The 16,643-nt window shown below is 44.0% G+C and carries 25 protein-coding genes; all 25 read right to left on the bottom strand.

The annotated features are described in order from the left end of the window. The 25 genes from E4N65_RS00220 to E4N65_RS00100 all read right to left on the bottom strand — a co-directional run bounded on the left by E4N65_RS00220 (position 1) and on the right by E4N65_RS00100 (position 16,633). A complete protein-coding gene (locus E4N65_RS00220) occupies positions 1 to 948 on the bottom strand; it encodes a hypothetical protein (RefSeq protein WP_253673466.1) in 948 nt (315 codons plus the stop codon). 4 nt (positions 949 to 952) lie between these two features. Beyond that, on the bottom strand, positions 953 to 1,321 hold the full coding sequence (locus E4N65_RS00215; protein ID WP_253673464.1) for a hypothetical protein: 369 nt from the start codon (positions 1,319 to 1,321) through the stop codon (positions 953 to 955). Next, on the bottom strand, positions 1,318 to 1,482 hold the full coding sequence (locus E4N65_RS00210; RefSeq protein ID WP_253673462.1) for a hypothetical protein: 165 nt from the start codon (positions 1,480 to 1,482) through the stop codon (positions 1,318 to 1,320). Before E4N65_RS00210 ends, E4N65_RS00215 begins: the two co-directional genes overlap by 4 nt. Positions 1,483 to 1,591: 109 nt before the next feature. After that, positions 1,592 to 1,801 carry a hypothetical protein gene (locus E4N65_RS00205; protein WP_044016808.1) on the bottom strand — a complete coding sequence of 70 codons (210 nt, stop codon included), beginning with the start codon at positions 1,799 to 1,801 and terminating at the stop codon, positions 1,592 to 1,594. Continuing rightward, positions 1,798 to 3,774, bottom strand: a complete 1,977-nt coding sequence (locus tag E4N65_RS00200; RefSeq protein WP_253673461.1) for a phage minor capsid protein — start codon at positions 3,772 to 3,774, stop codon at positions 1,798 to 1,800. Before E4N65_RS00200 ends, E4N65_RS00205 begins: the two co-directional genes overlap by 4 nt. Before the next feature lie 13 nt (positions 3,775 to 3,787). Further along, positions 3,788 to 5,146 (bottom strand): phage portal protein, encoded by a 1,359-nt coding sequence (locus E4N65_RS00195; protein ID WP_253673460.1) that lies wholly within the window; start codon positions 5,144 to 5,146, stop codon positions 3,788 to 3,790. Positions 5,147 to 5,200: 54 nt separating this feature from the next. Next, on the bottom strand, positions 5,201 to 6,505 hold the full coding sequence (locus E4N65_RS00190) for a PBSX family phage terminase large subunit (RefSeq protein ID WP_253673459.1): 1,305 nt from the start codon (positions 6,503 to 6,505) through the stop codon (positions 5,201 to 5,203). Continuing rightward, the gene (locus E4N65_RS00185) at positions 6,489 to 6,842 is read right to left on the bottom strand and encodes a hypothetical protein (RefSeq protein ID WP_253673458.1); all 354 of its coding nucleotides are present in this window, start codon (positions 6,840 to 6,842) and stop codon (positions 6,489 to 6,491) included. Before E4N65_RS00185 ends, E4N65_RS00190 begins: the two co-directional genes overlap by 17 nt. A 114-nt stretch (positions 6,843 to 6,956) precedes the next feature. Continuing rightward, a complete protein-coding gene (locus tag E4N65_RS00180; RefSeq protein WP_253673457.1) occupies positions 6,957 to 7,865 on the bottom strand; it encodes a DNA cytosine methyltransferase in 909 nt (302 codons plus the stop codon). After that, positions 7,866 to 8,192: a hypothetical protein gene (locus E4N65_RS00175; protein ID WP_044013417.1), complete on the bottom strand. Its 327-nt coding sequence runs from the start codon at positions 8,190 to 8,192 to the stop codon at positions 7,866 to 7,868. It abuts the gene before it with no gap. Then, positions 8,193 to 8,660, bottom strand: coding sequence for a hypothetical protein (locus tag E4N65_RS00170; RefSeq protein ID WP_253673456.1), 468 nt, complete (start codon positions 8,658 to 8,660; stop codon positions 8,193 to 8,195). A 3-nt stretch (positions 8,661 to 8,663) separates the two neighbouring features. Next, complete coding sequence (locus tag E4N65_RS00165; RefSeq protein ID WP_253673455.1) at positions 8,664 to 8,969, bottom strand: hypothetical protein; 306 nt, start codon at positions 8,967 to 8,969, stop codon at positions 8,664 to 8,666. A gap of 17 nt (positions 8,970 to 8,986) precedes the next feature. After that, positions 8,987 to 9,187 carry a hypothetical protein gene (locus E4N65_RS00160; RefSeq protein WP_253673453.1) on the bottom strand — a complete coding sequence of 67 codons (201 nt, stop codon included), beginning with the start codon at positions 9,185 to 9,187 and terminating at the stop codon, positions 8,987 to 8,989. Between the two features lie 3 nt (positions 9,188 to 9,190). After that, positions 9,191 to 9,475: a hypothetical protein gene (locus tag E4N65_RS00155; RefSeq protein WP_253673451.1), complete on the bottom strand. Its 285-nt coding sequence runs from the start codon at positions 9,473 to 9,475 to the stop codon at positions 9,191 to 9,193. A 16-nt stretch (positions 9,476 to 9,491) separates the two neighbouring features. Beyond that, complete coding sequence (locus tag E4N65_RS00150; RefSeq protein ID WP_253673449.1) at positions 9,492 to 10,250, bottom strand: P-loop NTPase family protein; 759 nt, start codon at positions 10,248 to 10,250, stop codon at positions 9,492 to 9,494. Between the two features lie 15 nt (positions 10,251 to 10,265). Next, positions 10,266 to 11,120, bottom strand: a complete 855-nt coding sequence (locus E4N65_RS00145; protein ID WP_253673447.1) for a DUF6291 domain-containing protein — start codon at positions 11,118 to 11,120, stop codon at positions 10,266 to 10,268. Between the two features lie 24 nt (positions 11,121 to 11,144). Further along, entirely contained in the window at positions 11,145 to 11,972 is an 828-nt protein-coding gene (locus E4N65_RS00140) for a DNA-methyltransferase (protein ID WP_253673445.1), read from the bottom strand. Positions 11,973 to 12,040: 68 nt separating this feature from the next. Continuing rightward, the gene (locus E4N65_RS00135) at positions 12,041 to 12,781 is read right to left on the bottom strand and encodes a hypothetical protein (RefSeq protein WP_253673443.1); all 741 of its coding nucleotides are present in this window, start codon (positions 12,779 to 12,781) and stop codon (positions 12,041 to 12,043) included. 4 nt (positions 12,782 to 12,785) lie between these two features. Then, complete coding sequence (locus E4N65_RS00130; RefSeq protein ID WP_016519243.1) at positions 12,786 to 13,118, bottom strand: hypothetical protein; 333 nt, start codon at positions 13,116 to 13,118, stop codon at positions 12,786 to 12,788. Positions 13,119 to 13,182: 64 nt separating this feature from the next. Further along, positions 13,183 to 13,362: a hypothetical protein gene (locus E4N65_RS00125; protein WP_253673441.1), complete on the bottom strand. Its 180-nt coding sequence runs from the start codon at positions 13,360 to 13,362 to the stop codon at positions 13,183 to 13,185. 13 nt (positions 13,363 to 13,375) lie between these two features. Further along, a complete protein-coding gene (locus E4N65_RS00120; protein WP_215904696.1) occupies positions 13,376 to 13,705 on the bottom strand; it encodes a hypothetical protein in 330 nt (109 codons plus the stop codon). A 64-nt stretch (positions 13,706 to 13,769) separates the two neighbouring features. Then, complete coding sequence (locus E4N65_RS00115) at positions 13,770 to 14,072, bottom strand: hypothetical protein (RefSeq protein ID WP_253673439.1); 303 nt, start codon at positions 14,070 to 14,072, stop codon at positions 13,770 to 13,772. Positions 14,073 to 14,075: 3 nt separating this feature from the next. Further along, positions 14,076 to 14,507, bottom strand: a complete 432-nt coding sequence (locus E4N65_RS00110) for a hypothetical protein (RefSeq protein ID WP_253673436.1) — start codon at positions 14,505 to 14,507, stop codon at positions 14,076 to 14,078. Positions 14,508 to 14,524: 17 nt separating this feature from the next. Next, positions 14,525 to 15,160, bottom strand: coding sequence for a hypothetical protein (locus tag E4N65_RS00105; RefSeq protein ID WP_253673434.1), 636 nt, complete (start codon positions 15,158 to 15,160; stop codon positions 14,525 to 14,527). A 12-nt stretch (positions 15,161 to 15,172) separates the two neighbouring features. Beyond that, entirely contained in the window at positions 15,173 to 16,633 is a 1,461-nt protein-coding gene (locus E4N65_RS00100; protein ID WP_253673432.1) for a DUF1351 domain-containing protein, read from the bottom strand. Positions 16,634 to 16,643 lie beyond the last annotated feature (10 nt).

The raw sequence follows: 16,643 nt of genomic DNA, 5'->3' as shown, positions 1-16,643 counted from the left end.
TTACCCCTCTATTTTCTCTAGTTTCCAAATGATAAAGGTTCTATTACGCGTCCGGTTTTCTTCGGCAGTCGGAACGATCCGACTGGCATCAAAGCAAGTAGATTCTGTGGTATATCCCTGCGCGGAAGTTTGCCACGCTTCAACATTCTTAGGCGAAGGGCTTTCTGTATAAAAAGGCCCCGAAGGATTTACACCTCCTTCAATCCCTACAAGCCCTTTAATATTCCTTATAGCATCCCCCTGTTCACCCCCGTTAAAAGGATTAGCATCTTTTCCTTTCGCACGGAAAAAACAACCGTCATAGTTTACTTCTGCCCAGCGGTATCCTTCAAAGGCAAAAAGCGTATCAGGCATCGGCATCCACGGCCATTGAATATAGCCGTTTTGAAAGATTTTGATTAACAAATCATTGATATAACGCTTAGCATCGGCAAGCATGCTTACATCCCCTTGTACTCTTGCTTGCGCTTCGACCTGTACTTGCTGGTCTGTATAAGTTTTAGCGGCCTGTAATGTATTGGTATCGCCGGCATCAATGCTCTGACTCACACCCTTGATCGCATCATCGGTATACTGATTCGCTGATGCGACCGATTGGCTTATATGCTGTTTTACTTCTTCAGTAAGTGCGATATTGCCCGTTTCACCTTTCAGATTTTTAAAAATAAAGTGTACACTTTTTTCAGTTCCGGTGCCGGTTGAGCTTACGGAAACGGATGGAGTGCCGATACCGTTATCAACGGATGCGGTAATCTCTTTAATGCTCGCAGCGTCTCCGGTGTCTCCTTTTGCACCGTTACGCACCTTGAATTGACGCCGCGAGTGATCTGTCAGTTCTACCGTGAAGATATTCTCTCCGCCGGATTCGTCGCTTGTTTTAGTCTGTTCGATGCGTTTAATAAATAAGCCGAAAGGGAATACCTCCGGCATAATAAGTCCGTATCTCATAGTATTACCCCGTAACGCAGACATTCAAATGATCATCTGCTTCCAAACACGTTATGCGTACTCCAGTAATTTGATTGATAATCGTAATGCCGTCATCTTTGTCAAATTCTCCAAAGCCCTCAGCCGGATAATCCCAAAAGCCTCCAGTACCGTCAGAGCCGACATTCTCCGGACAACTATTTGTTACCTCAACCCTAAATCTTCCCGTACCCGGTGTCTTTTTGTCACCTTTCCAGAAGTGTCCTACAACGGTAAGACCGGATATCCTATCCGGCAGCATTAAAAATAAGCCTTCCCCACCCTTGATATCTTCGTCTACCGAATATCTACTTGATCCTATATTCCCTCGCGGAAATCCCTTGCGGTATTTCATTCGGCCCCCCCCTCATGCTCGCTTTCAAGTGTTTCCCTAGGCGGCGCGGCGTCTTGCTCCATCGGCTTACTCAACAAGAGCTTTTGAAAAAGCGATACCTTTTCATCTTTTGCTAAATGCGCAATAAGCGCGGCATATAATTCATCTGTGATTATTCTCATACCCTTATAGTCAGGCTGAAATGAAAAAACCCGCAAAAAGATGCGGGTTTTTAAGAGAAATGTTTTATTTTTTTTTGTTATAAATATTTAAAGTTGTTTTTGAGCTTTGCTATTTTGTCCGTCGACGGTGGTATACATAGCCGTGCTTTTTCATTGCCTCTTCCCATTCTTTTTCGTAGCGCTCTCTATCTTCCTGCGTTTCTTCTATCATATTTCCCATTGTTGAGATATGTCCCGTTGTTTTCCCCGTCCGTGTGTCGTATGTTTCAATGTCGCCGTCTTTTGAATATCTTATGCCTATATGATTTTCGTTGCTCATTCGTTTCCTCCTAGTAAAATGAGTTTTGTACGGTTTAATATAACCATGTAATCAGCACGGAACGGACTTGGGATTGCTCGTATTACGTCATATCCCATAAGTGAGGCAAGAACGCCTTTATCACGATTCCTCCAGCCGTTACTGATGATTTTATCGTTTATTTCTCTTGTTGAATAGCCTTGAGCCTTTAGCTCTTGCGTATATCGGTAAATAAATTCATTTACGACATTCGCTTCATCAATGATCCGTGCGCTCGGATCTATTGTTAGTGTTTCGGTCATGGTGTAATGCTCCCCGCGTTGACTTGCTCCAATGTTTTGGTAATGCATCATCTCGTCAATAACACGGCGCAAATCTTTACCTTTTGTATAATCCGCCGCTGCATACATCCCTTTTCCATGCGCCCTGCCGCCTGTTCTACAATCGACATAAAAATCGCCGCTTCGCAACATATTGATATACTCATCGAGTTTCTCTTTGCTTGGTGCCGTGTATGTCCGTTGCGCTATAAAGGTATCATCTTTTACTGCCTTTAGAAATTCGGTTTTATTAAGTACGGTTGGCTTGCCGTCAAATCCTTGCGCTTTTAATACCTCGTTTATATCTTTGAGGTCTCGTTTAACAAATAATCTCCCTGCTAAATCCGTTCCTTCTACCGGCCGCGTTTTTTGTAGGGCTGTCATTGTTTGCGTATGCTGTGCTTTTGCAACAAGATTATCTAAGCTGCTGCTTGCAACATAGAAGGTATCGGCTTTGGCGTTCATGTCCGCTATCTTTTGGACAACCGTTTGATTGACCGGCTGGGATTGTGTAAATGTGTGCACTACTTGCGGTTTCAACGCTTTTGGCTGTTTTTCTCCGTTCGGCATACCGATATACTCTCTTGCACGGTCGCGCCTAATACCGGTTTGCTCGGTAAAGTCTCGCGCCTTTGCCTGCCATTCGCCGATTTTACGGCGGGCGGCGGTGTTATCAATTCCCATTGCATCCTGTGTTGCGGCTTCTTTTTTGTAGTGCCGTATCGTCCGTTCAATATGCCGTAACTGCTGTTCCCCTTCATAACGGCTATAGCTTTTGCCGTTGTAGTCTACCGTCTCCTTACTCATTTCGTCTAAATCGTCTTGGCTGTAGTGTTTTTCCATCCCTTCAAAATACGGATAAAAGGAATGTCGGCAGTTGATACCGCAGATACCGTCCGCCTCTCCATAGCCGCATATACTAAACGGCGGGTATTTTTCGCTTTTGCCGCTTACGCTGTATACCTTGCCTTGCCACTCTTCATGCTCCGGTCTCGCTCCTAGATGCGCGGTAACCTCTACTAAATCGCAGTCGAGCGCTTCGCAGTTATTCATCGTTTGCTGTGAAGCGGTTTGATTAACACCGGTTAGGATATTCATGCGAACGGCACTTTCAAGGCTGCGTCTTACGGGCTTGGCATTGTTTGTATAGGTTATCATTGTTGTTACGCCGTTTTTCGCTATTTCATTTGCGGCCATCTTCATTGCCGTATCGTAATCGAACGCGCCGCTTGTTACTTGCATATACGCATTGTTTGCCTGTTTGAGAAAGGTTTTATTCGTTACCTCGGCGCTGGTAAGGGTAAGACGTGATAAATCTTCATGCGTTTTTTTCATTGTCGCAAGCATCATCTGCGCGTTGTTATCGCTTATGGTGCGGCCGGTCGCTTCGGCAAAAATGCGATTGTCGGCGCGGGCATTTTTTATCAGGGCATCGTTAAAGATTTCCTGTATCTCTTGAACAATGCGCTTATCGTATTTATGCAATATCCGTGCGATATCCTGTTTTAATCCGCCCGCCTCTGTTAATACTTGTGCTTGCCATTTGGTTGCCTCGGTGATTTTACCTACCCGCGCAAGACGCCGCGCCATATCGCGTAGTATGTCGATTTCAAGTTGTGAATAAATTTCGATAAGGTCATCCGAAAGACCGGCAAGGTAGCGGGGTGAGAGCATGGGGGTAGTCCCTTTACGCTAAATCAAACGGACTGGATTGTATCGGTTCAATCGGTACATTCGCTTTAGCCGTTAGTTCATCTTCTCCGAAAAAGTCCCGCCGATACTCCCATTTATCGCAAATGCCGGCGTTTATTTCGTTGATTTTAGTTATCTTTGCTCGCTCAATATCTTTCCGCGTAGCATCGTCGTTCCATGTAACGGTAATATGGCTATCATTGCTGCCTAAGCCGTATGCGGCTGCCATATACGCAAAGACATCGGCGCATTGCTGGTACTTTACTTCTATTTCGTCTTCTATGCGGTCAATGATTGCATAGAGTTCCTGCCTGCCGCCTGAATATTGCGTCGCTGTCTGTTGAACGCTTTCCATATCGGAAATAGTTCCCTTGCCGATGTTGCAGGTAAGTTCAATGCGGCGCAATATCTGTTGAAACATTTCATTCTGTGAAGTGGTGCGGAGATCGGGGGCGTGTTCGGTAATCTTCTTGCCGTCAGGGCTTCCATCCCCGTCTATCATCGTAACAAGCCGATTGAGGCTGCCGGTTATTTTCACCCCAACCGTGCCGCCGTCCCGTATTACCCGCTTTTCAAACATATCGCGGTCGGCAAACACCCGCAGCTCTCCGCCTTCCTGCTCCCAGTTCATTCGCTCGTACTGCTCGTCTGCATCTCGGATCAGATTTTCAGAACCGGCAATAATTGCAACCGGTACGTTTGAGCCGTCAATCTTATTGGTGCTGTGATTGCGAAACTCAATAATCATTGGCTGCTTCACGTGCTGCCATGTATAGGAAGGCGTTATGTCGGCGGTTTGCTGGCAATCGGTTAAACTGACCTTATGCATACTTCCGAGGTCATTACGGTATAAGGTGCATTCAACCGAATGGGCACCTTCTTTGTAGGTGTGCTGCTCTACCAATAAATACAGCTTCTTGCCGTCTACAATCTGCTTGAATATCAGCGCGCCGATAAGGGTGCCATCAAAATCGTAGCTTGTCGGTAAGTAGTTCCCTAATGGCAGTGCTTCATATTGGAGTTTACCCGCGCTGTAAATCGGCCGGATAAGAGCGCTGCCTAAAAGCGTCATATACTCAACGATTTTATCAATATTTGCGTCTAAATGCTCTAACACCGGTTTGATAGCATCGCTTCGTACTTCTATAGCAATTTCACGTAATACCATCATGGCAAGCCGCCCCGCTATCTGGTCAAGAACGCCGCACGGCGGGGCTTTCTCGTTCCAGGGAGCTTGCCCCGCTGCCATATCTGCCCAGAGTTTAATACGTTCGTACATCACGCTTGAAATATGCGTATCGATACCGGTTACTTCTTTGATGGTGTAACTTTTAAAGAGGTTCAGTATGTTCATAAAAAATCCTTTTATCGCTTCAAACATTGTGCGTCTCTACTCCCTATAGTCATCTTACGCCCCCGCTCGCCGGTACACTGCTTCCATTGCATACCGCACCGCGTCCATACAGTGGTCCGGCTGTCCGTCTGGGTATCCTGTCATTACGTCTCCGCTTCGCTTGTCTATTTCGTACTCATAGAGGGTAAACTCATCGGCTGCGTGCGGACACCGTACCGGATCGATGATGATAGCGTCTAAACCTTGCAGCCACTTAAAACCCGCGTCCCTGCTACCCGCCCCCTTTATTGCCCCGCGCATATCAGCTCCGAATGCTCTAAAATCTGCAATGCTTTTAGGCTCTGCACTATCAGCGGTAATGCGCTCTATTGCTATTCTGTCTTTTTCGCCCTCTTGCCGCGTATCGAACCGGTACCGGTCATACTGGTTATTCATGTGGTCTTTTAAAGCATTGAATGCTTCTATGTTTCCGTGCTTGTAAAGTCGCATTTCATCAAAAACATAGAGCGTCGCTTTTTGATATGCGACTACTACATACTGGAACGGATCGGGGTAATAACCCCAGTCAATGCCGCGATAGATATAATCAAATGTTTTTATCTGATCATCTGTAATCGGCTGTAGTTTGACATTTTCAAAGACGTTTAAGCCGGTACCGGTTGCTTCTCCAAGGTAGATATTCCGGTATGCCCGCTCGTTCGTCTCTTTTGTATGCGCTATATCGTGCAGGATTGCTTCTCCCAGCCATGTCGCCGGTATGTCGAGATAGGTGGTGTGTATTACCATGCGGTTGCTATCGGGGGTGCGCGCTTCGATATTACACCAATGCCGTGTAGCACTCGGTGGGTTATAGCTTTCAAAGATATAAAATGTCTTGCCGCCGCGTAATGCTGATATACGGATATTCTGCAATTCGCTTTCTGAAAATTCAGTCTTTTCCTCTACCCACAAAATAGCAAAATACCCCGATGCTGTTTTAAGTGATTTGATTTTCTCCGGATCATCGCAGCCTGCAAATAATATCCGCTGCTGTATGCCGCCTCCACGGTTGTAGATAATCGGCAAGGCAGCGGTTTGACTACGCGATATCTGGAAACGGCTCTCAAGACCTAAAAGCCTAATTGCCCATACAATCTGTTCAAACACGGAACGGCGCAAGGTATTGGCGGTCTTTCGGATAATGAGTGCGTTATAGTCCGGAAACATAACAATCAATAGGACAATGCAAATCGAGATAAACGACGATTTACAGCTTGCCCGCCCGCCGGTAAACGTATACCGCTCTTTTTTATGCGCCATAATTGCCTTAAATGCGCTATTGTATACTTTTGCAAAAAGGGTTCTACTCGGTAGCGTCATCTATTTCTATCCTCAACGTGTTATCTGGAGCAGTGCTTTCAGGCGGCGAGGCGTCTCCATACCCCCGCGCCCGTCCTTTGGTTGCAAGAATAAAGCGGATCATTGCTCCGTCTCCGCCCCGCGCTTGCTCGAACGCCTTACCCTCTACAAGGTCAAGCCCTGTTTCAAGCTCGTCTCTATACGCTTCCCGTGTTTCTTCGTGCCGGTCTATATTCGCCTTTGCCGTATGCCAATCGCAGCCAAGAGCGAGGGCTATCGTTGTAATTATGCCTCCCGAATTTTTTATCGCTTCAAGTAGTTCTTGTCTTTTGTAATGCTTTTTCTTTCTACCGCCCATGCCTACCCCTTCGGAATTTCGGATTTATGAAATGCTTTTTGAGCGGATAAAACATTGTATGCCATACCCTTATAGTCATGCTCAAGGCGATTTTTAGGATGTTTTTAGATTTATTTACCCCTTTATCCTTTTAATCCTTTCTCCGATCCAGCGCATGACAGGGACTGCCATACTGTTGCCGATTGCCTTATATCGTAAACTGTCGGGGCATTGTTCAGCAGTTTTTCCGCGCCATTCAATCTGTGTATAATTGTCTGGGAAGCCTTGTAACCGTTCGCACTCAAGCGGGGTAAGGCGGCGTATATATCTTTTTTCTCTTGCTAAAACTAAATCGAAACAATCAGACGATGCACTACTTCTTAATGTTGCGGCTTTCTTATCTTTGTGATATTTGAAGTTTCCTCCGCGACGGAAATAGTTAACGCCTTTTCCAATAGCGGCGGTAGTTTTCTTTTGTGTTTCGCTGCCCGTCGCAATATTCCCGCACATGCTTTCCGGCTTAAATAATACTTCTGCGGCAAGGTCTGCCCTGTTATCAGAATGTCCGATAACAAAGACTCGACGGCGGCGCTGGGGTACTCCGAAATACTGAGCGTCAAGCACCCTGTACGCCCACCCATACCCGCATTCTTCCAATCCGGCAAGGAACGATGCAAAATCATATCCGCTGTTCGATGACAATACGCCGGGGACGTTTTCCCATATAACCCAGCGGGGGCGATATGTTTCCACAATTCCCAAATAGGCATACATGAGAGCGCCTCGCTCGTCAGCGGTTCCGCCTCGTTTCCCGGCAATACTGAAAGACTGGCAAGGTGTTCCTCCGGCCAGAATGTCAAATTGTCCTGCGTTCCATTTCTCATATTGTGTTATGTCTCCATAATTTTTTACGTTCGGGTATTTTTGCTTCAACAATTCGCAAGGGAATTTTTCTATTTCTGCAAAACCGATAGGCGTAAATGCTAACGGTTCCCATGCAACGCTTACCGCTTCTATACCGGAGCAGACTGATAAGTAGGTCATTTACTTACCTTTTGTTTTTTTGAATTGTGTTCTCCACAGCTCTATTTTACGACGCAGTTTTTTTTCTTTTTTAAGATAAACTCTCCAATCAAGATTTATTCCGCAAATTGGGCAGCATTTAAATTCTCTAGCTCCACCTGCTAAATTAGCGCGCACTCCAGTAGCCCTGCAGACAGGACAAGATGCTTTAATCTCTGTATATTGTCGTTCATCATTGGGAATTTCTCCATATCCATAATAGTGAAGAATAGGCTTTACTTTGAGTTTTCTTTCACAAACATATTTAGCATTATTGTCAATAATCATTAAATCAGTCTTTATTTTCATTTACTCCTCCACCAATTCCCCGCAGGGGGAGCCGTCGTCGGCAAAGACATAGTTTTTTAAAAGCTCATCTGCCGAAAACCAATCATCATCTATCTTTATTTCATACCCATCTTCTTCTCCTATATCTATGGCTGTTATAAAAGAATATTGTTCATTTTTATGTTTTACCCACCCACAGTGTTTCATAATTGCTTCCATCGCTTTTTTATTGCTTGCGAAAGGCAGGTACTTGGGTTCGGCGGGAGGTTCGATGAGATAGGCAAATAAGTAAGCTACTTCAGCATATCCATATGAACCCATAAAGCGTTTGGGTGAACTTTCATCTCCTATGCTGGTCAATGTTGCTGGGCTCTTCGTTTTAACAAATGCTTTCAAATCTTGCACCGTATTCGCAAAAATACATTTACTCCCCACCTTCAATTCATCCGCATTAACTGCGGAAAATACACGTGATTTGTCAAATTCCATGATTTATGCCTCCTCATTTTTATAGTGCTTTTCAATACGGTTAAATACATCTTGCGCAGTTAAAAACCCAAGCACATCATCGTCTGTGTCAAGTCTTTCCTTTTCAGTCATAAGACCTTGTATTTCAAGTAAATCCTTCCGACGACCATAGCTAAAGTCATGCTCAATGACAGAGCAGACCGCGCCATCAGAGCATGGATATACGATATGAAAACCGCCGTGCAGTTCGCTAAAATCAAAAGGTATCTTTGCTTTTTCAAGCATATCTTTTAGCTTAAAAATTTCATTGTATTTTTGTTTGCTTACCATTTTTCCTTCCTCCCTCTTTAAAGCGCTTTGTCAGGACATCCATGATAATTTCTCGTACTGCAAGAATATTTTTTGTCTTGATAACTGCAATCTTCACCAGCAATACTGCGACCGTAATGGATATAGCGGTGCGGAGCAAAACAGGGACGCTTTACACATTTCTTGTCAGACACATCACAAATAACTCTTTTCCCTTCTATTTTTATTTTAATCTCCATGATTTATTCCTCCCCGCTTTTGTAAAAATCTTCGTTGTAATCCGTTACCGTTGATTGTGCGGTAGCAATAAAAGGCAGTGGTTCTACACTACGTGCAAGCTGCTGAATATCAGGTGTTTCCTCGTTTTCAAAAGCTGAATTTGGTAATGCTTTGGCTGTCTCTTCTAATATTGCAAGGGCATCGTCCCAATCCTCAGTCCATACTTCAACTTCCTTTGTAACAATGTGCTTTTTAATAAACGCCGCATATAGCGTATAGCCTTTTGCTTTCATTTCTTCGATGGTCATTTTTTTCTCCTCCACTTTAAATCGCTTCCGCTTCCCGCAGCTTCGGCCGGTAGCTTTCCCAGAAGAAATTGAACGATTTCCCCTTTTCTTTCAGTCGGTCAATAACAGAACTGTCAAGCATTGTTTTTACCCACTCGTAATTACAATTACCCGCAAGCCAGAGCGGGCGATTGCGCTCATACCGTTCGCGGCAAATAAGCGATAAACAGCGCATCTTTGCATCTTCGTTTTTACCCTTATCGATTTCGTCGATAACAAGAAACGGAATGGTACAGAAATACATCGTCATCTGATATTCTGTTTTCTTTGCTGCATAGCTGTTATACGTTGATCGAAGTCTTAGGTCTAAAAGCTCCCATGTCGTATATATTCCGTTGTTGAGTATCACCGCCGAACTTGCAAGATGGCTTTTACCTGTTCCGCCGTTCCCATACATCAAAACAAACGTATCGCGCGGATTTTTGGCAAGTTCATAAAGGTCGTGAAGATACTGCGCCGCTTTTTCATTTACTGGCTTGTAGCTGCTGAAGCTTTCGTTAAAATACTTGTCTCGAATCCCGATTTTCAGCAGGCACTTTATTCGCTGTTCTTCAAACTTTTCCCGTTTTTTTTGTTCTTCCCGCTCTTGCATACACTCAGGGCATTCGGGCGGCTTGGTCGATCCGTCTAGGTGCATTACCTGTACATCCCCATGTTTTTCGCAGTGAAAGGTTTCCTCTCTGCCGCGAAAGCGCGGAATATAGTTTTTTGCTTGCTTTATTTCACACGTGCGCATAATTCCTCCTTGAGCTTAAAACGGCATCTCTTCTTGAGCGCCGGTTACGTTGTAGTCAAACCGCTTGTTTTTCCCTTCAGGTGGGGAGCGGGCGTATTGCTGCTGCATTTGTAAAAATACCTGCGGGTATTTTTTTCGCAATTTTGAACCGGATATGATATTTGGGCACCAGAAATTATCCGCCGTTTTTGCCCAGAGGATTACTTTTTCAATGTCTTCATAGCTGCGTTTATCAATGCGGTTGAGCTTTTCTATGTCTTTCGCCCATTGCTCAATATGCTTTTGACTGGTAGTAAAATGAGGGTCTGACTGCCGGTGTAGGTCATAGAGTAGGTGTGCTAAACGCTCCGCTTGTTCCGGAATTATTTGTGTTTTTTTAACAGGCGAAGGGTTTACATCCCCGTCCGGTTCTTCCGGCGGGGATACTATTTCATTAACATCACCATTAACATCTACATCTACATCTACATCAAGGTTTGTGGTATTCGATGAGGGTTTATAGTACGTGGTACCATAAACCTCTTTTTTAATTTTTGATACGACTTGCTGCGATACTCCATGTTTTTCAGCGGTTTCTTTTTGCGTCATCCCTGCTTGTAAATCTTCACAGACTGCCTGTTGTATTTCTTGCGGTATTTCAGGCCGTCCGCCTTTTTTCCCGTCTTCGGTGTTTTTTATGCGGCGGGCTTTGGCATTGTCGATAGCTTCTTGTATTGGAAGCCATGCGCACGCCTCAAGCCCCGTGAAATCAGGCGCTGTACCATAAAGCCCGTATTCAATAATCGCTTCATAAAACCGATAGCGCAATTCTTTGTCTAATAGTTTTAATTGTTTTGCAAAGGTTTCATAAAAGATAAAACTTTCCGCCATATTGAAGCTCCATTATTTTATTGTTTACGCATTGATTAACGCTGCTGCACGTCGCGCTTGCTTTTCTTTTTCTTGCCGTTCTAATTCTGCTTGAATAAAGAGGTCTCCTTGCGCAAGCGGCAAAAGCTTTTCATAAAAGCCTTTTACATACTCTCGTTTTATTTCAAAGCCATATCCTTTCCGTCCGAGGTTTTTACAGGCGAGTAATGTTGTACCGCTTCCGGCGCACGGATCGATTACGACATCGTTTATGTCGGTAAAGGTGCGGATTAAATGTTCCAGTAATTTAAGTGGTTTTTGCGTCGGGTGGATTTTCGGCGTTGCTGTATCGCGCTCAAAGTCCATGCAATTAAAAATCATCTTGCCGTTATTATTGAATTTAGGCAGTTTATCCCGATAAAAAATGAGCCCGTATTCACAATTACCGACAATACGCATATTCGCTTTTAATACTTGCGCGGAAAAATTCTTCCGAAATACCAAATTGATATAATTGTTAAACCCGTACTGCTTTGCCGCTTCAATCAATTCAAATTGCTGTTCAAACGCGCAAAACAACATCATACATGGTGCCTTTCCTTTTGCTTTCGGTTCTTTGATTAAAAGGTTGTTGCAAAAGTGGAAAAATTCAGCGATTCTAAAACCCGCCTTGCTATCGGTGTCAAAAAATGAAGATCGCGCGTTTTTACTTTCTCCGTTTTTATTATCCCCGCCGATGTACCAACTTGGATTAGAACCGTATGCGTTCGCTCCAAGCTGGTACGGTAAATCGGATAATACGAGCTGTGCTTTTTCTATGTAGTGCGCTTTCCAATTTTGAAATGAATCATGATAGAGTAGTATCCGTTCCATTTATTCGTATCCATTCACTTATTTTGAAATACTCCCCGCCGATATAAAAGCAGCAGGGAGTAAAGGTGTTAAGCAATCACCGATACTTTGATATGTTCTTTCAAGTATGCGGCAATCTGTAAACGCGCTTCATTACGCCATGCTCCGCCGTCAGCCTCGAATAACGCAGCTTGTACCGCTCCGTTATCACCAGTTCTGATACGCAATAAAAATTGACTTTCAGGCTGCGCAATTTCTCTGAATGTTCGATACGGAGAAAGACGAACAATCGGCTTTATCTCTCCCTTTTCTTTCAAGGCACCGCTCATGCCTCTTTTGACGGTTACATGCTGCGTAATACCGTCATCATCCGTATCGGCGGTGTCAGCTTGCACTATTTTTGAAACCATCAGCGCAACGTAATCAAAGTCATCGCCCGCTTTTCTTTCAAACAGTGAATGCAACCTGATGATAAATTCTTCTTGCGGCATAAACTGTCCAAACGGGAAAGTCTGCATGTAACTATCAAGCCTCGCGTTTACAAGCACCTCTCGAGCCCTCTTTTCTCCCGAAAGAGCAGAGCACAACATAACTTTTTCAGGATCGTCAACAACAGCAGTGTAATAATTTTCAAAATCGAGATCATCAATATTCCTCTCGATAAAATCAACAAACCCTGTAAGTGTTGAAACATTGATAGCAGCCGCCTTAGGCTCATACAGTACAGGTTCTAAATCCTGCGCACTGTATGTTTTACCATCCACCTGTACGGCATAGCTGTCTTTTACCAGCTGTTCAATCTTTTCGATTGCTTCTTTTCCAAAATCCATACGTTTAACCTCCTATGGCAGCTACTGTGCCAGCTTTAAAATCGAGCGATTGCTGCTTCGGATCATCTTCAAAAGCGGCAAGCTCCCCATTGTCGGTATCAAAGAAGATGACCGTTTCCGCCGGTTTAATCGGAGCGAGACTAGACGTAACCGATATATGTACGGTTGCTACTCGCCGCGTCTTTTCCGGTTTTACTTTCAACTCAATTTTGATACTTCGCGCTGCTTCCGGCTTGGTATTCTCATCGTTCACGTTTGCAAGTAGTTTTTCATACTCTGCATTGAACAAGTCGATCACCGCACCGCCGTTAAGTGTTTGCAATGCGACCTTTTCCATAACACACCTCCTCGCCGTCTCATCCGGCGTGTACTATTTGTTTTATAACCCGCTTACGGAGTCGTTAAATCCTTCTGCATTCTTCATTACGAACGAAGAATGCAGCATGGCGCATTTCTGCGATTTTATTTTGATAGTGCCGATACACATTCCGCCAGAAGGTGTACATATTCTTATCTTCATGGAAATAATTCATTTGCCGTATCGCATCATCACGATATGCAATTAAATAAGCCTGTGTCATACATTCCCCCTCGCTATGAATAAAGCGCGTTTGTCATATCGCAGTAGATAATCGCTGCGTCGATTTTCCGATGATAAAAAAGTTCGTACTGAACTCTTTTATACAGGTATGCCGTATAGCTTTTTTTTATGTAGAACGTCGGCCGCTTTAAGTACTGTTCGATAATGTAGCTTGAGGCGCTATGCGCTTTCTCGCTCCGCTCCATCCGCGCAAGGCTTTGAAGGTGCCGGTTCGATCCAGCAAACTTGTTAATCATTTTAAGCGCAACTCTCACACCGAGCCGGTACATATCGGCAAGCGCTTTTGTATCGTTATCTATGATGTAGCGTTTTTGCATATTCATAAATCTTTGATTGTCTGTTTGCGCTTCGCTGTAGTACGGAATATCGAACAATAACGGAAGCTGCCTACTGTCTACCCGTTTGATATTTGAGCGCCTCCCGCTCGTAAATCGCTTTACAAAGCGCAATACAAGCGCCCTCGTTTCGGCTAATGTCAAGCGCACCGTTGCACCGCAAGCTACACGTCATGCCGATATTTAAAATATGGTCGATAATAAAATCGCCGTATTTCGCACGGTTTGATTTTGTGTTTCCGATCCGGTGCGCCCCTTGCAACGCTCCAGATAAAGGGCGCTGCCCGCATACTTCACATACCCCGCCGCTTTTTGCCAGTGCATAGCGGCGCTGTTTTTCTTGCTGCTCTGTCATCTTTTATTCCTCTTTTAGGATAATGCCTAAATCAGCGGCTAATAAATGTGCTGCTTCTATTAGATACGCGCATTCCTCCGTACTCGCTTTTGATTCACCTTGCGGAACGATTACGCCCTGGAACTCGGTATACGGATAGCCAAAACTTTCGCAGGCGATCATTTTAACCTTCGCCTTTACCGTTTCGTAATCGTTGCCGGTGTCCGCGCATATTTGCATGATATGCCCGTTTAGATGATGATTTTGCGAATGATCTCCCGTACTACGCGGCCGACGCGGAGGCGTCAGGGTAACGCTGACATAATCGTTTTTCTTATCGCGGCAATAAGAAAGGATTTGTTTTATCCCTTCCTTATCTACGAGATTGTTGGGAAGTTCAAAGCAGAGATGCCCTTTATTAAAAACTCTATGCAGCGTTACCGTGATGCTTTTCATACTTGCGGTTCCTTCAGTTAAAACGGTATATTGTCAAAATTTTCAGGATCGGTAGTAGCAGGCTGTGTATCCTGCGGCACCGTTCCTTGATACGCCGAAGGTCTTTGCTGATAACCGTTTTGCGGGGGTGTTTGATTATAGCTTTGATATCCATTAGTCGCCGCCGCGCTCTGTCCTTGCGGATGTGGGCGCGACTGTCCTTGTTGAGGGTATGTAGGGTGATTAGGCGTTGTATTTCTTTGCTGCGGATAAGCTCCGTTATTATTGTTTTGCTGCATTTGTTGCGGTACGATTAAGGCTTTTACTTCAAAACCTTTTTGTTCTCCATTCTCATTCGGAGCGCGCTTGTCGATTTTGATAATGCCTCTTTTCCCAATCCATGAGTTATAATTAAAGTCTCCACGCTGGATTGAAAAACAATCAAAAAAGCGAGTTAAGTTTTGATTACGCCGTCTCCATGCGTCTTCGGAGCTTACATCATCGACAATGTAGTAATACAGCGTCCCTTGCTCATCAATCGCAAACGAAAGAGCGAGCATCGGATTATTCTTCTTTGATATTTTTTCTTCTACTTTGGTGATGGTGCATTCCCATTCACCTGCTTTGAAATTGTTGTTAAAATAATTCTCATCGACCTGATAATCATTAAACATATTCTTATCCTCCTATTGAAATGTATAGCGCAGCTGTGCATTTTCCATATACGTTTGAAGGGCAACTAACTGATCTGCCGTTCCGATTACCGTAAAGGTAACTTGTAACTTTTCTTCTCTTCCTTGCGGCGTTTCTGTCTGTGCCGGAGAGAGATAATTCTGCAAAGGGGGACAACAAGCATCATATATCAAGGGGATTTCTTCTCCGGCCGCTTCCATATCAAGCCGCTCTTTTTCGGATAACTCTTGCATTTTATTTTGTTCTACCCTCGCTTTTTCAAGAGCAGCAAGCCGTTCCCTGCTCGCTTTGATTTCATCCACTTTTGCAAGAGCCGCATCGAGGTTCAGCGTTGATAAATAATATTGCTTCGCTTCCGCTTCTCCGATACGGTCAAGAACGCTTAAATCTGCTTGTATCTTTTCAATCCGCCCTTGTATCTCGTCTTGAATATCTTTGAGCTTTGTCGTTTTATTAAGCCACTTCGGATTAAACAGCATATCAAAATCAACAAGTGAGAAATGAAGCGATTCAAAATATTCGATAATGATCGCTTTCTTATTATCTTTTTCTTTTTGCTCAACCTCTTTGACAATTACATCAATATTTGCCGAGCATTCTTTGATAAGACTTATCGTTTCTGAAACTGTTGCTTTAAATGTTTCGATCGGCTTCATAAATTCTTTTTCAATGCGGATGCGTTCTGCATTGAGCATTTGTGCCGCGTTGTTTAACTCTGCCTTATCCTTTTTTGCCGCTGCAATGTTTTCGCCGCTATAGCGGTCTATCGAATAAAATGCGAGACGCTCTTTAACTCGTTCTAATAGCTGTGCGGCGTTTGTATTCAGTGTACCGATATTCTGTTCAACAACCGTAAGATTGAGATCAAGCGGCGGTATTTCGACAACTTCTTTTTTATCTTCCCGTGTATTCATAAAATCCTCCCGTAATCGGACACCTTGCACATAGGCGATAAAGACTTCTTGTAGCTGCTGCATTGATAAAAGCGGAATATCGACAACTGAAAAATTACCGGTATTCGGCGTATGCAAGACCTTTAAATACTTCTTTTTGAAAAAGAGATTGTACAGGTTCAGTTGGAGCGCCCAGCTCAAGATGTCCGTTTCTTTCTGTGTTTTAATATCAAAAAGCGTATCGCTTGCAACAATGTCAGCAGTTCCTGCATAGGTAAAATCATCCACGGTATGATAAAACTGCTGTTCAAATTGGCAGGATGCACGGACGATGTTTTGTTCAATCCATTTTGCTTCAGCAGATTGAATCTCCCCTGTTTCAATTTCTTTATGAATTGCCGTACCGCGCTCCGCTGCCTTCTTTAAAATTTCAGGGGGAATATGTGATAAATCTTTCCCTGCAACAGTGCGGATAATTTTTGTAACGGATGGAATGATTTCGCCGTTTAGCCGGTATACATGGAATCTCTCATCAAAAATAAAATCATCTTTTTTCTTCATGCTCTTATAT

Source organism: Treponema sp. OMZ 855 (genome assembly GCF_024181145.1).
In the GTDB taxonomy this organism is placed as follows: Bacteria; Spirochaetota; Spirochaetia; order Treponematales; family Treponemataceae; genus Treponema.
This window is presented reverse-complemented; position numbering and strand designations above follow the sequence as displayed.

Excerpts from the sequence above, each read along its gene's own strand:
- E4N65_RS00220 (WP_253673466.1), bottom strand. The coding sequence starts at position 948 with ATGAGATACGGACTTATTATGCCGGAGGTATTCCCTTTCGGCTTATTT.
- E4N65_RS00215 (WP_253673464.1), bottom strand. The coding sequence starts at position 1,321 with ATGAAATACCGCAAGGGATTTCCGCGAGGGAATATAGGATCAAGTAGA.
- E4N65_RS00210 (WP_253673462.1), bottom strand. The coding sequence starts at position 1,482 with ATGAGAATAATCACAGATGAATTATATGCCGCGCTTATTGCGCATTTA.
- E4N65_RS00205 (WP_044016808.1), bottom strand. The coding sequence starts at position 1,801 with ATGAGCAACGAAAATCATATAGGCATAAGATATTCAAAAGACGGCGAC.
- E4N65_RS00200 (WP_253673461.1), bottom strand. The coding sequence starts at position 3,774 with ATGCTCTCACCCCGCTACCTTGCCGGTCTTTCGGATGACCTTATCGAA.
- E4N65_RS00195 (WP_253673460.1), bottom strand. The coding sequence starts at position 5,146 with ATGAACATACTGAACCTCTTTAAAAGTTACACCATCAAAGAAGTAACC.
- E4N65_RS00190 (WP_253673459.1), bottom strand. The coding sequence starts at position 6,505 with ATGACGCTACCGAGTAGAACCCTTTTTGCAAAAGTATACAATAGCGCA.
- E4N65_RS00185 (WP_253673458.1), bottom strand. The coding sequence starts at position 6,842 with ATGGGCGGTAGAAAGAAAAAGCATTACAAAAGACAAGAACTACTTGAA.
- E4N65_RS00180 (WP_253673457.1), bottom strand. The coding sequence starts at position 7,865 with ATGACCTACTTATCAGTCTGCTCCGGTATAGAAGCGGTAAGCGTTGCA.
- E4N65_RS00175 (WP_044013417.1), bottom strand. The coding sequence starts at position 8,192 with ATGAAAATAAAGACTGATTTAATGATTATTGACAATAATGCTAAATAT.
- E4N65_RS00170 (WP_253673456.1), bottom strand. The coding sequence starts at position 8,660 with ATGGAATTTGACAAATCACGTGTATTTTCCGCAGTTAATGCGGATGAA.
- E4N65_RS00165 (WP_253673455.1), bottom strand. The coding sequence starts at position 8,969 with ATGGTAAGCAAACAAAAATACAATGAAATTTTTAAGCTAAAAGATATG.
- E4N65_RS00160 (WP_253673453.1), bottom strand. The coding sequence starts at position 9,187 with ATGGAGATTAAAATAAAAATAGAAGGGAAAAGAGTTATTTGTGATGTG.
- E4N65_RS00155 (WP_253673451.1), bottom strand. The coding sequence starts at position 9,475 with ATGACCATCGAAGAAATGAAAGCAAAAGGCTATACGCTATATGCGGCG.
- E4N65_RS00150 (WP_253673449.1), bottom strand. The coding sequence starts at position 10,250 with ATGCGCACGTGTGAAATAAAGCAAGCAAAAAACTATATTCCGCGCTTT.
- E4N65_RS00145 (WP_253673447.1), bottom strand. The coding sequence starts at position 11,120 with ATGGCGGAAAGTTTTATCTTTTATGAAACCTTTGCAAAACAATTAAAA.
- E4N65_RS00140 (WP_253673445.1), bottom strand. The coding sequence starts at position 11,972 with ATGGAACGGATACTACTCTATCATGATTCATTTCAAAATTGGAAAGCG.
- E4N65_RS00135 (WP_253673443.1), bottom strand. The coding sequence starts at position 12,781 with ATGGATTTTGGAAAAGAAGCAATCGAAAAGATTGAACAGCTGGTAAAA.
- E4N65_RS00130 (WP_016519243.1), bottom strand. The coding sequence starts at position 13,118 with ATGGAAAAGGTCGCATTGCAAACACTTAACGGCGGTGCGGTGATCGAC.
- E4N65_RS00125 (WP_253673441.1), bottom strand. The coding sequence starts at position 13,362 with ATGACACAGGCTTATTTAATTGCATATCGTGATGATGCGATACGGCAA.
- E4N65_RS00120 (WP_215904696.1), bottom strand. The coding sequence starts at position 13,705 with ATGAATATGCAAAAACGCTACATCATAGATAACGATACAAAAGCGCTT.
- E4N65_RS00115 (WP_253673439.1), bottom strand. The coding sequence starts at position 14,072 with ATGACAGAGCAGCAAGAAAAACAGCGCCGCTATGCACTGGCAAAAAGC.
- E4N65_RS00110 (WP_253673436.1), bottom strand. The coding sequence starts at position 14,507 with ATGAAAAGCATCACGGTAACGCTGCATAGAGTTTTTAATAAAGGGCAT.
- E4N65_RS00105 (WP_253673434.1), bottom strand. The coding sequence starts at position 15,160 with ATGTTTAATGATTATCAGGTCGATGAGAATTATTTTAACAACAATTTC.
- E4N65_RS00100 (WP_253673432.1), bottom strand. The coding sequence starts at position 16,633 with ATGAAGAAAAAAGATGATTTTATTTTTGATGAGAGATTCCATGTATAC.